This is a genomic window from Kitasatospora indigofera, from assembly GCF_014655955.1.
In the GTDB taxonomy this organism is placed as follows: domain Bacteria; phylum Actinomycetota; class Actinomycetes; order Streptomycetales; family Streptomycetaceae; genus Kitasatospora; species Kitasatospora indigofera.
In genome coordinates, this window is sequence record NZ_BNBO01000005.1 from 217,895 (window position 1) to 232,588 (window position 14,694).

14 protein-coding genes and 2 tRNA genes are annotated in these 14,694 nt (G+C 72.6%); 5 read left to right on the plus strand and 11 right to left on the minus strand.

All coding sequences use genetic code 11. The features are described 5' to 3' along the window. Positions 1-124: 124 nt before the first annotated feature. The 5 genes from IE329_RS07610 to IE329_RS07630 all read right to left on the minus strand — a co-directional run bounded on the left by IE329_RS07610 (position 125) and on the right by IE329_RS07630 (position 5,260). Positions 125-817 carry an ATP-dependent Clp protease proteolytic subunit gene (locus tag IE329_RS07610; protein ID WP_073927835.1) on the minus strand — a complete coding sequence of 231 codons (693 nt, stop codon included), beginning with the start codon at positions 815-817 and terminating at the stop codon, positions 125-127. Positions 818-876: 59 nt separating this feature from the next. Next, positions 877-1,494 carry an ATP-dependent Clp protease proteolytic subunit gene (locus IE329_RS07615; protein WP_286158465.1) on the minus strand — a complete coding sequence of 206 codons (618 nt, stop codon included), beginning with the start codon at positions 1,492-1,494 and terminating at the stop codon, positions 877-879. A 303-nt stretch (positions 1,495-1,797) separates the two neighbouring features. Further along, positions 1,798-3,204, minus strand: coding sequence for a trigger factor (gene tig / locus IE329_RS07620; RefSeq protein ID WP_190210037.1), 1,407 nt, complete (start codon positions 3,202-3,204; stop codon positions 1,798-1,800). A 249-nt stretch (positions 3,205-3,453) separates the two neighbouring features. Then, positions 3,454-4,944, minus strand: coding sequence for an MDR family MFS transporter (locus tag IE329_RS07625; RefSeq protein WP_190210038.1), 1,491 nt, complete (start codon positions 4,942-4,944; stop codon positions 3,454-3,456). Between the two features lie 242 nt (positions 4,945-5,186). Beyond that, positions 5,187-5,260: transfer RNA gene (locus tag IE329_RS07630), tRNA-Pro, on the minus strand. A gap of 163 nt (positions 5,261-5,423) precedes the next feature. On the opposite strand from IE329_RS07630, the gene IE329_RS07635 reads away from it, so the two are divergent. Together IE329_RS07635 and IE329_RS07640 are read left to right on the plus strand one after the other, a co-directional pair. Then, positions 5,424-5,494: transfer RNA gene (locus IE329_RS07635), tRNA-Gly, on the plus strand. Positions 5,495-5,762: 268 nt separating this feature from the next. Beyond that, positions 5,763-6,026: a hypothetical protein gene (locus IE329_RS07640; protein WP_190210039.1), complete on the plus strand. Its 264-nt coding sequence runs from the start codon at positions 5,763-5,765 to the stop codon at positions 6,024-6,026. Positions 6,027-6,191: 165 nt separating this feature from the next. Here IE329_RS07640 and IE329_RS07645 read toward each other — a convergent pair whose 3' ends face one another. Beyond that, a complete protein-coding gene (locus IE329_RS07645) occupies positions 6,192-6,737 on the minus strand; it encodes a DUF6197 family protein (protein WP_190210040.1) in 546 nt (181 codons plus the stop codon). Positions 6,738-6,929: 192 nt separating this feature from the next. Here IE329_RS07645 and IE329_RS07650 point away from each other — a divergent pair, with 192 nt between their 5' ends. After that, positions 6,930-7,331, plus strand: coding sequence for a VOC family protein (locus IE329_RS07650; RefSeq protein ID WP_190210041.1), 402 nt, complete (start codon positions 6,930-6,932; stop codon positions 7,329-7,331). Positions 7,332-7,452: 121 nt separating this feature from the next. Beyond that, a complete protein-coding gene (locus IE329_RS07655) occupies positions 7,453-8,238 on the plus strand; it encodes a DUF6348 family protein (RefSeq protein ID WP_190210042.1) in 786 nt (261 codons plus the stop codon). Positions 8,239-8,280: 42 nt separating this feature from the next. Here the strand turns inward: IE329_RS07655 and IE329_RS07660 are convergent, their stop codons facing one another. From IE329_RS07660 to IE329_RS07675, 4 genes are all read right to left on the minus strand, one after another. Beyond that, entirely contained in the window at positions 8,281-8,475 is a 195-nt protein-coding gene (locus IE329_RS07660) for a hypothetical protein (RefSeq protein WP_073927841.1), read from the minus strand. A gap of 649 nt (positions 8,476-9,124) precedes the next feature. Continuing rightward, positions 9,125-10,357, minus strand: a complete 1,233-nt coding sequence (locus IE329_RS07665) for a PP2C family protein-serine/threonine phosphatase (protein ID WP_190210043.1) — start codon at positions 10,355-10,357, stop codon at positions 9,125-9,127. Positions 10,358-10,859: 502 nt separating this feature from the next. Continuing rightward, on the minus strand, positions 10,860-11,345 hold the full coding sequence (locus tag IE329_RS07670; RefSeq protein ID WP_190210044.1) for a ribose-5-phosphate isomerase: 486 nt from the start codon (positions 11,343-11,345) through the stop codon (positions 10,860-10,862). Positions 11,346-11,509: 164 nt separating this feature from the next. Next, on the minus strand, positions 11,510-12,121 hold the full coding sequence (locus IE329_RS07675; RefSeq protein WP_190210045.1) for a biotin transporter BioY: 612 nt from the start codon (positions 12,119-12,121) through the stop codon (positions 11,510-11,512). Between the two features lie 278 nt (positions 12,122-12,399). On the opposite strand from IE329_RS07675, the gene IE329_RS07680 reads away from it, so the two are divergent. Further along, positions 12,400-13,833, plus strand: a complete 1,434-nt coding sequence (locus tag IE329_RS07680) for an amino acid permease (protein ID WP_190210046.1) — start codon at positions 12,400-12,402, stop codon at positions 13,831-13,833. Positions 13,834-13,924: 91 nt separating this feature from the next. Here IE329_RS07680 and IE329_RS07685 read toward each other — a convergent pair whose 3' ends face one another. Next, a complete protein-coding gene (locus IE329_RS07685) occupies positions 13,925-14,557 on the minus strand; it encodes a mycothiol-dependent nitroreductase Rv2466c family protein (RefSeq protein ID WP_190210047.1) in 633 nt (210 codons plus the stop codon). Between the last annotated feature and the right edge of the window lie 137 nt (positions 14,558-14,694).

A 14,694-nucleotide genomic window follows, 5' to 3' on the forward strand; every position in this document is an offset into this window, starting at 1 on the left:
ATGCCGTCCGGCAGGCGTGGGCCGTGCTGGGGGCGGCCGGGCGGGCAGTGCCGCGACCGCCGGAGCGGGACGCACGGTGCTCGTACGAACACGGATGTGCGCCCCGCCCGGACCGCCGGTGACCTCAGTCGGTCAGCGAGGTCTTGCGGGTGGAGATGATCTGGTCGATCAGCCCGTACTCCAGGGCCTCCTCGGCCGTCAGGATCTTGTCGCGCTCGATGTCGTCGCGCACCTGCTCCACCGGCTTCTTGGAGTGCTTGGAGAGCATCTCCTCCAGCTGCTCGCGCATCCGGAAGATCTCCTTGGCCTGGATCTCCAGGTCCGACACCTGGCCGCGGCCGGTCTCGGTGTACGGCTGGTGGATCAGGATCCGGGCGTTCGGCAGCGCCATCCGCTTGCCGGGGGTGCCGGCCGCCAGCAGCACGGCCGCGGCGGAGGCCGCCTGGCCCATGCAGACGGTGGTGATGTCCGGCTTGACGTACTGCATGGTGTCGTAGATCGCGGTCAGTGCCGTGAAGGAGCCACCGGGCGAGTTGATGTACATCTGGATCTCGCGGTCCGGGTCCATCGACTCCAGGCAGAGCAGCTGGGCCATGATGTCGTTCGCGGAGACGTCGTCCACCTGCGAGCCGAGGAAGATGATGCGCTCCTCGAACAGCTTGGCGTACGGGTCGTACTCGCGAACGCCCTGCGAGGTGCGCTCGACGAAGCGCGGGACGATGTAACGGCCCTCTGCCCGCGGGGCAGTGGACTCGGAGCGGGCGCCGAAGTATTCGGCGCGCGGCGTGTTGGGGCCGAAGGGAGTGTTGCTGGCCATGGGAGTTCCGTCCTCCGAATGCGTGCGTGCCGTTGTGTGTGGGGTGCGGGAGGGGGCGCTCAGGCGCCGGTGCCGCCGCCGCCGGGGACATCCGCGGCACTGTGCATGATCGAGTCGATCAGGCCGTACTCCTTGGCCTGCTCCGGGGTGAACCAGCGGTCGCGGTCGGAGTCCGCGGTGACGCGCTCGAAGGTCTGGCCGCTGTGGTGCGCGATCAGCTCGGACATCCGCTTCTTGGTGCGGAGCAGCTGCTCGGCCTGGATCCGGATGTCGGTGGCGGAGCCGCCGAGGCCGGCCGAGGGCTGGTGCATCAGGATGTTGGCGTTCGGCAGCGAGAAGCGCTTGCCCTTGGCGCCGGCCGTCAGCAGGAACTGGCCCATCGAGGCGGCCATGCCCATCGCGATGGTGACCACGTCGTTCTTGATGTACTGCATGGTGTCGTAGATCGCCATGCCGGCCGTGATCGAGCCGCCCGGAGAGTTGATGTAGAGGTAGATGTCCTTCTCGGGGTCAGCCGCCAGAAGCAGCAGCTGCGCGGTGATCTTGTTCGCGATGTCGTCGTCGACCGCCTGGCCGAGGAAGATGATCCGCTCGTTGAGCAGCCGGTTGTAGACCTGGTCGCCCAGGCCGCCGAGCACGTCACCACCGGCGGCGTGCGGCGCCATCAGGCCAGGCATCTGCATCTGCGGGAACGTCACTTAGCCACCTGCTCAGTCGATTTGGACGGTCGCTCCACGGCCGTCACTTTGTCGCACAGCTTGAGATATCACTGCGTGAATGTCGCTGTCCAAGGACCCTAACGCGCAGGCCGGGCCGCAGAATCCCCCACGCAGAACTGTTCGCTGTGAGCGCAGGGTCCGGCGGCCCCCGGAGGGCACCGGAGTGCCGTGCGCACACGCCCCGCACACAGACGGCAGTGGGCCCGGGCGCCGCTGCACGGCGTCCGGGCCCACTGCTCGGTCAGGCGTCTACCGGGGTGATCAGGCCTCGGTCGACTTGTCCGCGGTCTCGTCCGCGGCGACGGCCTCGACGGTCTCGACGGTCTCGGCCGACTCGTCGGTCTCGTCGTCGTCGAAGTTGATCTCGTTGCCCTCGGTGTCGACCACCTTGGCGGCCTCGACGACCAGCGCCAGCGCCTTGCCGCGGGCGACCTCGCCGACCAGCAGCGGCACCTGGCCACCCTGGACGACCTGCTGCGCGAACTGGTCCGGGGTCAGGCCCGAGCCGGCGGCACGGCGGATGAGGTGCTCGGTGAGCTCCTCCTGGTTGACACCCAGCTCCTCGTTGCCCACGATCTGGTCGAGGACGAACTGGGTCTTGATGCCCTTCTTGGCCTGCTCCTCGGTCTCCGCCAGGAAGTCCTCCAGGGACTTGTCCTGGGTGGCCAGGTAGGCCTCCAGGGTCAGGCCCATCGGCTCCAGCTGGTGGTGCTCAAGGTTGTGGCGACGGGTCTCGATCTCGTCCTTGAGGAGCTTCTCCGGGTAGTCCATCTCGACCTTGGAGAGCAGCTCGTCCAGGACCTTCTCCTGGGCCTGGGTGGCCTGGTCGAACTCCTTCATGCGCTCAAGGCGCTTGCGGGAGTCGGCACGCAGCTCGTCCAGGGTGTCGAACTCGCTCGCCAGCTGGGCGAACTCGTCGTCCAGCTCGGGGAGCTCCTTCTCCTGGACCGCGGTGACGGTGACGGTGACCTCGGAGGTCTTGCCCGCCTGGGTGCCGCCCTTGAGCTCGGTGCTGAAGGTCGCGGTGCCACCGGCCGCCAGGCCGACGACGGCGTCGTCGATGCCGTCGATGAGCCGGCCGGAGCCGATCTCGTAGCTGACGCCGGAGGCGAGGCCGTCGTCCGGCACCTCACCGTCGACCTTGGCCTCCAGGTCGACGACGACGATGTCGCCGGCGGCCGCCTCGCGCTCGACGTCCTTGACCGAGGAGAAGCGCTCGCGCAGCTGCTCCAGGGACTTGTCGACGTCCTCGTCGGAGACGACGATCGGGTCGACGGTCACCGAGATCTCGGTGAAGTCGGGGAGGGTGACCTCGGGGCGGATGTCGACCTCGGCGGTGAACTTGAGGTCACCACCGTCGGCGATCTTCTCGACACCCTCGATGTCGGTGATGTCGGGCTGGCCGAGGACCTCGATCTTGCCCTCGTCGACGGCCTGCGTGTAGAAGCGCGGCAGGGCGTCGTTGACGGCCTCTTCCAGCACGGCCGCACGGCCGAAGCGCTGGTCGATGACACGGTTCGGGATCTTGCCCTTGCGGAAGCCCGGGACCGAGACCTGCTGGTTGATCTTCTTGTACGCCGCGTCGAGGCTGGGCTTGAGCTCCTCGAAGGGCACCTCGACGGTGAGTCGAACCCGGGTCGGGTTCAGAGTCTCGACGGCGCTCTTCACGGTTGGGTCTCCTATTGGGCTTGCGGTCAGGGTTGTCTCCGCCGTTCCCGGCGGCCGGCATGGGCCGGTCAGGTCGGGCGAGACGGGCGATGGGCGGTTGGGGCTGCATCTCCCGTGGGGGTGGACGCTGAGAGTGACTCCTCGCCCTCGGGTGGCTGACCTGGGTATACACCACAGGCACTACCACCAGCGGCCCATCCTACCGGTACCACGAAAGGCGGACGCCAGGACGCCGCCGCCAAAGCGCTCTCAGACCCCCCGCGGGGCGTCCTGGAGGGCCTCCCCGGCGGGCTCCGCGGCAGGCCCGGGAACCCTGCGCATCGTCGCCGCCGCATCGGAATCCCGCACGGACAACGCGATGACGGCCGCCACCAGGGCCAGCCCGGAGGCCACCAGGAAAGCCGCCCGGTACGCGGCCAGGTTCGCCACGGGCGTACCCGCGGCGTCCACGGTGACCGTCCCGGCCGCGGTCAGGACGGTGCCGAGGACCGCCACCCCGAGCGCCGAGCCCAGCTGCCGCTGGGCGTTGTACAGGGTGGAGGCCGCCCCGGTCGCGCGGGCCGGGACGGTGGCGAAGGCGGCGGTCTGCGACGGCATGAAGACGTGCGACATCGCGAACCCGGTGACGAACATCAGCCCGCGCACCGCCCACAGGTTGCTGTCCGGCGTGATCGCCGTCATCGCCGCCAGGCAGAGCGCCACCACGGTGGCGCCGGCGACGAGGATCCGGCGCGGGCCGATCCTCGGGTACAGCCGGCCGGCCGCCTGTGAGGCGATCATCACGCCGATCGCCTCGGGGAACACCATCAGGCCGCTGTGCAGGGCGTCCATCCCCAGCGCGTCCTGCATCAGCAGCGGGAAGAGGTAGAGCATCCCGAGGAAGGCCGCCCCGGAGAAGAGGGAGAGCAGGTTCATCGTCCGGAAGATCCGGTCGCGCAGCAGTCGCAGGTCCAGCATCGGCTCCGGCCGGCGCAGCTCGACCAGCACCAGTGCGGCCAGGGCCAGGGCCCCGGTCACGCCGGACACCAGGATCCGGGCGCTCGCCCAGCCCTGGCCGGCGCCCTCCGCGAGGGCGTACATCAGCAGGCCGAAGCCGGCCCCGGAGAGCAGGAACCCGGCCGCGTCGAAGCGCCCGGCCCGCTCGACGCGGTAGTCGGGCAGGAAGAGGAGACCGAAGACCAGGGCCGCGACGCCGACCGGGATGTTCACGATGAACACCCAGTGCCAGGACCAGCCGTCCACCAGCCAGCCGCCCAGCACCGGCCCGAGCGCGGGCGCGACGGCGGTCGGCAGCATCAGCACCCGGGTGGCCCGCATCCGCTCCTCCTGCGGGAAGGCCCGGAAGAGCATGGTCATCCCGACCGGGGTGAGCATGCCGCCGGCCGCGCCCTGGAAGATCCGGTAGAGGGTGAGCTGCGCCATCGAGTCGGCGGCGCCGCAGAGCAGCGAGGCGACCGTGAACAGGGTGAGCGAGACCAGGAAGACCCGGCGGGTGCCGTAGCGGTCGGCCAGCCAGCCGGACAGCGGCACGAAGACCGCGAGGCTGACCAGGTACCCGACGTTGACGATGCCGACGCCCGCCGGGTCCACGCCGAACTGCCGCCCGATCGAGGGCAGCGCCACGTTGACGATGGTGGTGTCCATGATCGACATGAACAGCGAGGCCACGAAGACGACGCCGACGGCGGTCTTCGGGCTGATCCCCCGGCGCGGTGGGGCGGTGGGGTCGGGGGCGGGCATCCGGTCTCCAGCTTTTGGTGAACAATCAACATTCCACCTTGCCCGACCGGCGCCGGAAACGCGAGTCCGCGACCGGACCGGCTGGACGTGCACGTTCGACCCGGTGCGGAGAATGCCTCACGGGGGACGCGGCCACCCCCGGGTTCGCACCTGGAACCGCCCCCGGAACACCCCGCCGGACGGCGCCCGCACCGGGGAACGACAACAGGGCCCCGCCTGTCCGACGAGACCCTGCCGCACTGTCGGGGTGACCGGATTCGAACCGACGGCCTTCCGCTCCCAAAGCGGACGCGCTACCAAACTGCGCCACACCCCGTGGTGCCGAGAGGAAGCGTACACGCCGGGCCCTCACGGCTCGCCGACATTCTCCGAGGCCGCCACGGCGAAAGGAGTGTGCACACACCCGACCGGACCAGGTAGGCTGGCCCCCGTCCTCGCGACCGGCAACGGGCGCGGGGTGCGTGCTCCCGGGCACGCGTGCGGGCGTAGCTCAATGGTAGAGCCCTAGTCTTCCAAACTAGCCACGCGAGTTCGATTCTCGTCGCCCGCTCAGCTGACAGAGGCCCAGGTCAGGGGATCGTTCCCCGACCTGGGCCTCTGGCGTTCCCACGGTCGGTCAGGGCTGCGTGCCCGCGCCGTGCCCGTTCGGTCGATCTCCTTCCGGCCGGCCCCTCCTCGGCAGGTCACCGGCGCCCCCGGTCGCCGAACGGGCCCGCTCGGCGACCGCGTACCGGTGGACAGCTCTTCGCCCCCGGACCCCGAGAGACACCGGCCGGGGACCACCACGCCACCGGCGCGGTACCCTCCCCCGCAGACAAATGACCGACCCCGGCGAACAGTTGGAGACAGAAGTGGCCACGCTGGTTCTCGCGGTTCTCGCCTTCGCCGTCGCCATCGGCGGTGGGCTCCTCGTCGCGTGCAACGTCGGGGGGTCGGCGGAGAGGATCTTCGATGTTCTCGACGGCTTCTCCCTGGTCTCCGGGGCCACGCCGAGGACGGTGCGCATCATCGGCGGCGGATTCGCGGCACTCGCGACCGTCGGGATCTTCGTCGTCGCGCTCTCCCGCGCGCAGGGGCACTGAGCGCCGGGAAGAGCTCCCGCAGCGGCCGGCGAGAGACCGGGAGCAGCCGAGCGCCCCACCGGTCCGCGGACACCCGGAGCCGCCGCCACGAGCCGACCGGAGCCCTCGCACCCGCCACCGGCGCACCGGGCGGGAGTCCGGCCGGGCGCCTTCGCCGCAGGCCGGTCAGAGACCGAGCGACTGGGCGCGGGCGGCGGCCCGGTCGAGCAGCTGGTGGATGTCGGCCTGGCGGGTGGTGGGGCGGTCGTTGTACTCGTCGGGCGAGCTGACCGGGCGTCCGGTGGCGTGCAGGATCTCCATCACCTGGACGCGGGCGGTCTGGACGGTCGCCGGGGTGCCGTAGCCGTGGGCGAGGACCGCCGCCTGGGCGCCGAGCAGGCAGACCCGGCCGTCCGCGTCCCACATGGCGCCCTGGAGCCAGCCGAAGGCGCCGATGTAGCGGGAGGTCAGCCGCAGGTGGCCGGCCGCGGTCAGGCGGACGGGCCGGGGCGGGCGGCGGGTGATCCGGTCCAGGAGAGTCGGCCGGGGCAGTGGGTGGGCGGCGTTCCACGGCTGGACGACGCTGCCGAGCGGCGCGACGTAGGGGACGACCGGGTGCCGGGCCGGGGCGGGGAGCGTGGCGAGGTAGGCCTCGATCTCCTCGGCGAGGCCGGAGCCGTCCGGAGTGAGGACGAACGGCGGGGGCGGGGGCCTCAGGGTGGTGCGGGTCATGGCGTCTGCTCCTGCGCGGGCCGGCGGGTATTACTACCCAAAATGGTGCATACAGGGGCATCCCGCTAGCCGGGGCGCCCCACCCCGGCCCTCCCCGGCCCTCCCCGGCCCCGGGCCGCCCCTGCCGGGCCCGCGCCCCGGGCGTAGGCTCCCGTCCGGCGGCCGGCCGCCGCCGGACTCGGGGAGGACAGCATGGAACTGACACAAGTACGGCTGCTCGTGGACGACTTCGGCAGCTGCTTCCGCTTCTACCGGGACGTGCTGGGGCTGACCCCGCAGCAGGACGACGAGAGCGGCCCGTACGGCAAGCTCAGCCCGCCGGCCGGGGCGGCGGCCGTGACCCTGCAGCAGCGGGAGCACTTCGCCCGGGCCCTGCCCGCCGGGGCGCTCGCCGCCGGCGCCCCGGGCGGCCCGCGGGCCCTGGTGGTGCTCAAGGTCGACAGCGTGGACGAGGCGGCCGCCCGGATCGCCTCCCGGGGGCACGGGCTGCTGGCCGAGCCCCAGGTGCAGTGGGGACGCCTCCGGGTGGCGTACCTCACCGACCCCGAGGGGAACCTGGTGGAACTCCAGGAGTGGCTGACGCCGCCCGTGTGAGGACGGTTTCCCGGCCGGGGCCACGGCCGATAGCCTCGCTGGCGTCCGACGTCAGTTCGACGCCGGACCGTACGTTCGAGCCCCACCCGGGCGTTCGAGCCTCAAGGGTGAGGAGTGTCCCGTGCGTCCCCAGGAGCGACTGGACGTCATACAGCGCAGCGTGGTCCGGGAGATGGCACGGCTCGGGCAGGAGTTCACGGTCGAGGGCAGCGTCGTCCGCGGCCCCGGGAGGACGGCGGTGGCCGTCCGCGAGCACCCCGGCCAGGACGGCGCCGGGCACGTCGACCTCGGCTTCGTCCTGCGGCTCGGCCGGGCGGACGCCCCCGTCGTCTGGGACTGCGCGGCGGGGCTCGGGCAGACCGAGGAGGAGAAGCTCGCCAACGCCGTCCGGATGTGGGCGACCACCACCGCCGCCACGCTGGTCGAGGTGCAGGAGAGACGCGGGGAGCACGGCGACCACTACGAACCCCGGGAACTGCCCGGCTGGCAGGCCGTCCAGGGCCCGGCGGCGGTGTTCGGCTTCGGCAACGAGCGGCTGGCCCAGTGGCTGTCGGAGCACCAGGTGCTGCCGGCGCTCGCCCCCGCGCTGCTGCCGGCGCTGACCGGTCCGCCGGTCCACGGCGTCAAGCTGTTCCTGGGCGGCAAGGCGGGCGACGACGTGGCCGAGGTCCGGGTCGACGGTGAGGTCTCCGAGGCCGCGTCGGCGGCCCTGCGCGCGCTGGACTGGCCGCGCGGCGAACGGCTGTGCTGGGCCCGCCTGTTCGTCCTGCTCAGCACGGCGGAAGGCCTCTCCCCCGCCGCCCCCGGGCATGACGGAGCGACGCCGGTGCCCGTGACGGGACCGGCGCGGGTGCGCCCGCGCGGACTGCTCAGCCGGTGGCGCCAGGCCCGGCGGGCCGGCCAGTAGCCCTGTCGGGCCCCGTCCAGGCCGCCGGGGCCTGCGGACCCGTCAGCTGGCCACGCCGGAGATGGTCTTGGCCAACTGGCTGAGGAAGTCCTGGATCGGCTTGGCAGCCGTGCTCTGGTTGAGCATGAAGCCGAAGAGCGCGGCCAGGATCGCGTGACCGATCTTCAGCTGCTTGTTGCGGATGAAGATGATGCAGATGACGCCGAACAGGACCAGCGCGGAGACGGAGAGTGCCACCCGGACTCACTTCCTCGTTTCATTGGGAGCCTCGCCGAGAAGCTCCGTGCGAAGCCGGACCCCGGTCTGTCCGACGGTCCCGAGGCGGAAGTCGGTCGATCGCATCGCGGTCGGCGCGCCCGGCGGCCCTACGGTGCATACCGCGCCGCACCTGACGCCCCCAATCCCCCGAGTCCCCGAGTCACAACCAGTCCCGCCCGGACTCAGTGTGGTCGACCGTGCGGGTTGCGTAAAGGTGTTACCGGCAGCAGGAGCCCGAGATCCTGCGATGTGAGACGAATTTCCGCCGACCGAGACGATAGCGGAGCGGTGCTGACGGATCGTCGGCGGGGCGGCGCTGAACGGTGCGGGGGCACCGCCCGGCGCCGGTCCGCAGGAGCGCGCGCCGGGCGCGGGCGCGCCCCTGACCGCCGACCAGGAATGGCCGAAGATCAGCTGCGCCGGCGAACAGGGGTTGACAGCGGCACATGCAGCGGGGCGAACGGCCCGCGAGGGGCGGCCGGCGGCGCCTCGACGACACCCGTCCGGCCAGGTCGGAGGGCCCGCGGAGCGCCACCGGCGATGCGGCGCCGCGAGCGGGCGGGCCGGTGACGCGGGCCGGGGCGGCCCCGTCCCGCGCACGGCCGCGCCGGGCCGGCCGCCGCCCGGGTCAGTCGCGCCAGAGCAGCAGGACCGCGCGGTCGTCGTTGATGTCCTTGGCCACCGTCTCGATCAGGCGGGCGGCAGCGCCGTGCCGGCTGGCCGGGCCGGCGCCCGGCACCAGCCGGTCCGCCTCCCCCATCAGCCGGTCCATGCCCTCGGAGAGGTCCCGGCCGGGCGCCTCGACCATGCCGTCGGTGCAGAGCATCAGCACGTCGCCACGGTTCAGCCGGCCCCGGACGCCCTCGAACTTGGCGCCGTCGTAGATCCCGAGCAGCGGGCCCTCGGTGGTCTCCTTGACCTCCCAGCGCCCGGCGCCGGAGAGCCGCTGCATGCCGGGCAGGTGCCCGGCCGAGAGCAGCTCGTACTCGCCGGTGTCCAGGTCCAGAACCAGGTGGACGGCGGTGGCGAAGCCCTCCTCCCAGGACTGCCGCAGCAGGTAGCCGTTGGCCGCGGGCAGGAACTCGTGCGCGGGCAGCGAGCCGAGCAGGCCGCCGAAGGCGCCCGAGAGCAGCAGGGCCCGGGAGCCGGCGTCCATGCCCTTGCCCGAGACGTCCGCCAGCACCACCTCCAGCACGCGCTGCGCGGAGCCGGTGCGGGAGGCGACCACGAAGTCCCCCGAGAAGGACTGACCGCCGGCCGGGCGCAGCGCCATGTCGGCGTGCCAGCCGGCCGGCAGCTCGGGGACCCTGCTCTGCACCCGCAGGCGCTCCCGGAGGTCGAAGAGCATCGTGGACCCGCCCCACCAGGGCACGCCGACCCGGCTGCGGAACTGTGCCAGCAGCAGGCCGGCCACCCCGGCCGCGCCGACCACCAGGGCGGCGCCCGGGGTGACGCCGTAGGTGTAGGCGTCGGGGTTCTCGCTGGCGACCCGCTCGCCGGTGTGGATGACGGACTCGGCGGAGAGCCCGACCGCGGCCAGCGCGTAGAGGACCACCAGGGAGCCGGGGCGCAGCAGCAGCGCGGCGGCCAGGATCGGCAGCACCAGCGCGGTGGGCGGGGCCCAGGCCGGGGCCCAGACGTTGAGCATCACCAGCACCGGGACGAGCAGGGCGAGCGCGCCGAGGACGGGCCAGTCGGCGGCGCCGCCGCGGAAGTAGTCGACGCCGGCCGTGCGGAGCTTCCGACGGACCTTGCGCTGCCATTTGCGCAGCCGGGCCGCGACGGGGTCCGTGGCCACCTGGGCGGCGTCGGGCCTCGTCGCGGTCGTCTGGGGCGGTGCGCCCGGAGGTCTGCCAGCCATGGGGTCCGACCATATCCACCGGCACTGGCCGCCGTCGACGGGGTGCGCGAGTGCCGTCGGGAGTTCCTGCCGGGCTCCAACCGGTTTCGGCCGAGTGCCGCACCGGCCAACCGTTCCGTCAACAGGCTTGGACGGGTGGGCCGGCGGAACAGGAGCACGGTGTGCGCGGGACGCGCGCGTTGTTACCCGCACGCCCCCCGGGCGCTGCCGCTGCTGTGTCGCACGCCACAGTCACGCCCTGCCGTGCCAGCTCCGGGCGGTGGACGGAAGGGCAGGGCCGGGCGGACGGAAGGGCAGCTCCGGCTGCCCGGACGGGCCACCGGGCGACACCGGGGCAGCCGGACGGGCGGGCGGCGGAGCGGAGCGCCGGCGGCCGGACGGATGGGCGCGGCGGGCGCGGCGGTCGGGCGCGACGGCCCCGGCCACCGCGCCGGCCGGGAACGGCGACGGCCGGCCGCTGCGGACGAGCGGCCGGCCGTACGTACGTGGTCGTGAGGGGGGATCAGCCCTGCGGGTGGTGCGCCGGGACGGGGGGCAGCTCGCCGGTGATCTCGTAGTCGCTGAGCATCTCGATCCGGCGGGTGTGCCGGTCGGCGCCGCTGTACGGGGTGTTGAGGAAGATCTCGACGAACCTGGTCGCCTCGTCCTCGGTGTGCATCCGGCCGCCGATGCTGATCACGTTGGCGTTGTTGTGCTCGCGGCCCAGCTCGGCGGTCTGCTCGCTCCAGGCCAGCGCGGCGCGGACGCCCTTGACCTTGTTGGCGGCGATCGCCTCGCCGTTGCCCGAGCCGCCGATCACGATGCCCAGCGCCTCGGGGTCGGCGGCGGTGCGCTCGGCGGCGCGCAGGCAGAACGGCGGGTAGTCGTCCTCGGCGTCGTAGATGAGCGGTCCGCAGTCGACCGGCTCGTGGCCGGCCTCCTTCAGCCACTGGACGAGGTGGTTCTTGAGGTCGAATCCGGCATGGTCGGAACCCAGGTACACGCGCATGCGTATGAGTGTGGCATGCGCCTCCGGCCGACCGCGGCAGGGGCTCGACCGCGCCTCGCACCGCCGTCGCGCGGCCGTCGCCGGGCCCCGCCGACGGCGCGGGCGGCCCCTGGCGGGCCGGCGCGCGCGGGCCCGCCAGGGGCGTACCGGCGCGCCGGGAGCACTCAGCCGCGCTTGAGGAGCTTCCAGGCCAGCGGGAGCGCCCCCATCGCCAGCAGGGCCTTCAGACCGTCGCCCACGAGGTACGGGTAGAGGCCGAGTTCGGCCGCACGGGCGAGCGGGACGTGCAGCGCGACGGCCAGGTACGGGACGCCGACGGCGTAGATGGCGAGGGTGCCGAGGACCATCGCGCCGGCGGTCCGCAGCGGGCTGCGGTCGGCGCCGCGACGGGCGAGCGCCCCGGTGAGGCCGGCCGCCAGGACGAAGCCGATCACGTAGCCGAGCGAGGGCATCGCCCAGCCCGAGGTGCCCTGGGCGAACCAGGGCAGGCCGGCCATGCCGGCCAGCAGGTAGAGGCCGAGCGAGGCGATGCCGCGGCGGGTGCCGAGGGCGGTGCCCACCAGCAGCGCGGCGAAGGTCTGGCCGGTGACCGGGACGGGCGAGCCGGGGACGTTCACCGAGAGCTGGGCCGCCAGTCCGGTGAGGGCCGCGCCGCCTGCCGTCAGGGCGAGGTCGCGGGCCTGCGCGCCGAGGCGGGTGGACGCCGAGGGCAGCAGGTCGGCGAGGACGGCGCCGGTGCGTATCGGGGTGCTGGCGGTGGTGCTGGCAGTGGCCATCGGGGATCTCCGCAGTCTGGAAGCCGGTCAACCCTTGTGAACCTACGCGTCCGGCAGCTGTGGCACCGTCAGGGAAACCGACAAAGGGCCACCCGGCGCCGTTGTCGGGATCGGCGTGACCGACAGCACCCACCGTGACCGGAGGGCACGGATCCGGTCACCGTTCGTCATGATCCGGTCCGCATGCTGAGCCCCGGCCCGGATTTCTTGGCATGGACAGACGTGGCACCGGATATTGGACCGCTCCACCCGGTATCCGAACAGTCTGGACCACCCTCATGGCCCGTATCACCGCGCCGCCGGCGATCGAAGAGACGTCCGCCCCGGCCCCGGCCCCCGCTCCGGCGGACGGCCGGCAGCTCTCCCACGGACTCAAGCAGCGGCACCTCTCGATGATCGCCCTCGGCGGCGTCATCGGGGCCGGTCTCTTCGTCGGCTCGGGCGCGGGCATCGCGGCCGCCGGCCCCGCCATCATCCTGGCGTTCACCCTCTCCGGCCTGCTGGTCATGCTGATCATGCGGATGCTCGGCGAGATGTCGGCGGCCAGGCCGGCCTCCGGCTCCTTCTCGGTGCACGCCGAGAAGGAGCTCGGCCCGTGGGCCGGGGTCACCAGCGGCTGGATGTACTGGGTGATGCTCTGCTGCGGCGTCGCCGCCGAGGCCACCGCGGCCGGCAAGATCATGAACGGCTGGGTGCCGGGCGTCTCGGCCTGGGTCTGGGTCGGCATCTTCATGGCCTTCTTCTGCGCCAGCAACCTGACCGCCGTGAAGAACTTCGGCGAGTTCGAGTTCTGGTTCGCCGCCGTCAAGGTGGCCGCGATCGTCGCCTTCCTCGTCCTGGGCACCCTCGGCGTGCTCGGCGTGCTCGGCGACGGCCACCCCGGCACCGGCAACCTGACCGGCCAGGGCGGGTTCCTGCCCAACGGCACCAGCGGCCTGATCGTCGGTCTGCTGGCCTCGGTCTTCGCCTACGGCGGCCTGGAGACGGTCACCATCGCCGCGGCCGAGTCCGAGGACCCGCGGCGCAACGTCGCCAACGCGGTGCGCACCGCGGTCTGGCGGATCGCGATCTTCTACATCGGCTCGATGGCCCTGGTCGTCACGCTGGTCTCCTGGAAGGACCCGGCGATCGTCGAGAACGGCCCGTACGTCACCGTCCTCCAGCACCTGGGCGTGCCCGGCGCGGGCACCATCATGGAGGCCGTGGTCCTGATCGCGCTGCTCTCCGCGATGAACGCCAACATCTACGGCTCCTCCCGGATGGCGTACTCGCTGGTCGCCCGCGGCCAGGGGCCGAAGGCGCTGGCGAAGGTCAGCGGCGGCGTGCCCCGGCTGGCCGTGATCGCCTCCTGCGGCTTCGGCTTCGGCGCCGTGCTGGCCGGCAAGTTCTGGCCGGACACCGTGTTCACCTGGCTGATGAACACCACCGGCGTGGCCATCCTGGTGGTCTGGTTCTTCATCTGCGTCGTCCAGCTGCGGATGCGCCGCCGGCTGGAGCGCGAGGCTCCCGAGCTGCTCACCGTCCGGATGTGGGGCTTCCCGTACCTGACCTGGGCCGCGCTGCTGGCCGTCCTCGCCATCCTCGGCCTGATGACCACCACCGAGGGCAACCGCGAGCAGCTGTACGCGGCGGGCGTGCTGGTCGCGCTGCTCTCGCTGGGCGGCTACCTCAAGCAGCGCCGCGACGGCCGCGCCCGCGCGCTGCGTCCCTGACGGCACGCGGGCCGCGACCCGCATGACGAAGGGCCTCGTTCCCGTCCGGTCCGGACGGGAACGAGGCCCTTCGTCGTACTGCCCGCGCCGCCTACTCGAAGGACGGGCCGGCCGTACGGGTGCGCTTGATCTCGTAGAAGCCCGGGGTGGAGGCGACCAGCAGGGTGCCGTCCCACAGCCGGGCGGCGGCCTCGCCGCGCGGGGTCGGGGTGACGACCGGGCCGAAGAAGGCCACCCGCTCGCCGTCCGCGCCCTCGACCGCGATCACCGGGGTGCCGACCTCCTCGCCGACCAGGCCGATGCCCTCGGCGTGCGAGGCGCGCAGGGCCTCGTCGTGGATGTCGGTGTCGGCGGCGTCCGCCAGCTCGGCCGGCAGGCCGGCGGCGACCAGCGCGGCCTCGATGGTGGCGCGGTCGCGCGGCAGGGCCTCGTTGTGGAAGCGGGTGCCGATCTCGGTGTAGAGGCGGCCGAGCACCTCGTCGCCGTGCTTCTCGGCGGCCGCGATGCAGACCCGGACCGCGCCCCAGGCCCCGGCGAGCAGCTCGCGGTAGGCCGGCGGGATGTCCTTGTCCTCGTTGAGCACGGCCAGGCTCATCACGTGCCAGCGCACGTCCACCGGGCGCAGCTGCTGAACCTCGATCAGCCAGCGGGAGGTCATCCAGGCCCAGGGGCACAGCGGGTCGAACCAGAAGTCGGCGGTCTTGCGGTCTTCGGCAGCAGTCACGGCCTTGTGATCCTTCGGTGAGTCGGGCTCCGGACACGGGTAGTACCCAAGGGCCCAACGCCCCGACCCGCCCGCTGATTCCGCCCGGCGCCCACCGGCCTGTGCAATGGTACCGACCGGCGGGCCCGTGAAAGGAT

What these genes read in the sequence shown, in the direction of transcription:
- IE329_RS07670 (WP_190210044.1), bottom strand. Translation starts at nt 11,345, where the DNA reads ATGCGCGTGTACCTGGGTTCCGACCATGCCGGATTCGACCTCAAGAAC.
- IE329_RS07645 (WP_190210040.1), bottom strand. Translation starts at nt 6,737, where the DNA reads ATGACCCGCACCACCCTGAGGCCCCCGCCCCCGCCGTTCGTCCTCACT.
- IE329_RS07640 (WP_190210039.1), top strand. Translation starts at nt 5,763, where the DNA reads ATGACCGACCCCGGCGAACAGTTGGAGACAGAAGTGGCCACGCTGGTT.
- IE329_RS07680 (WP_190210046.1), top strand. Translation starts at nt 12,400, where the DNA reads ATGGCCCGTATCACCGCGCCGCCGGCGATCGAAGAGACGTCCGCCCCG.
- IE329_RS07665 (WP_190210043.1), bottom strand. Translation starts at nt 10,357, where the DNA reads ATGGCTGGCAGACCTCCGGGCGCACCGCCCCAGACGACCGCGACGAGG.
- IE329_RS07625 (WP_190210038.1), bottom strand. Translation starts at nt 4,944, where the DNA reads ATGCCCGCCCCCGACCCCACCGCCCCACCGCGCCGGGGGATCAGCCCG.
- IE329_RS07650 (WP_190210041.1), top strand. Translation starts at nt 6,930, where the DNA reads ATGGAACTGACACAAGTACGGCTGCTCGTGGACGACTTCGGCAGCTGC.
- IE329_RS07615 (WP_286158465.1), bottom strand. Translation starts at nt 1,494, where the DNA reads ATGCCTGGCCTGATGGCGCCGCACGCCGCCGGTGGTGACGTGCTCGGC.
- IE329_RS07610 (WP_073927835.1), bottom strand. Translation starts at nt 817, where the DNA reads ATGGCCAGCAACACTCCCTTCGGCCCCAACACGCCGCGCGCCGAATAC.
- IE329_RS07675 (WP_190210045.1), bottom strand. Translation starts at nt 12,121, where the DNA reads ATGGCCACTGCCAGCACCACCGCCAGCACCCCGATACGCACCGGCGCC.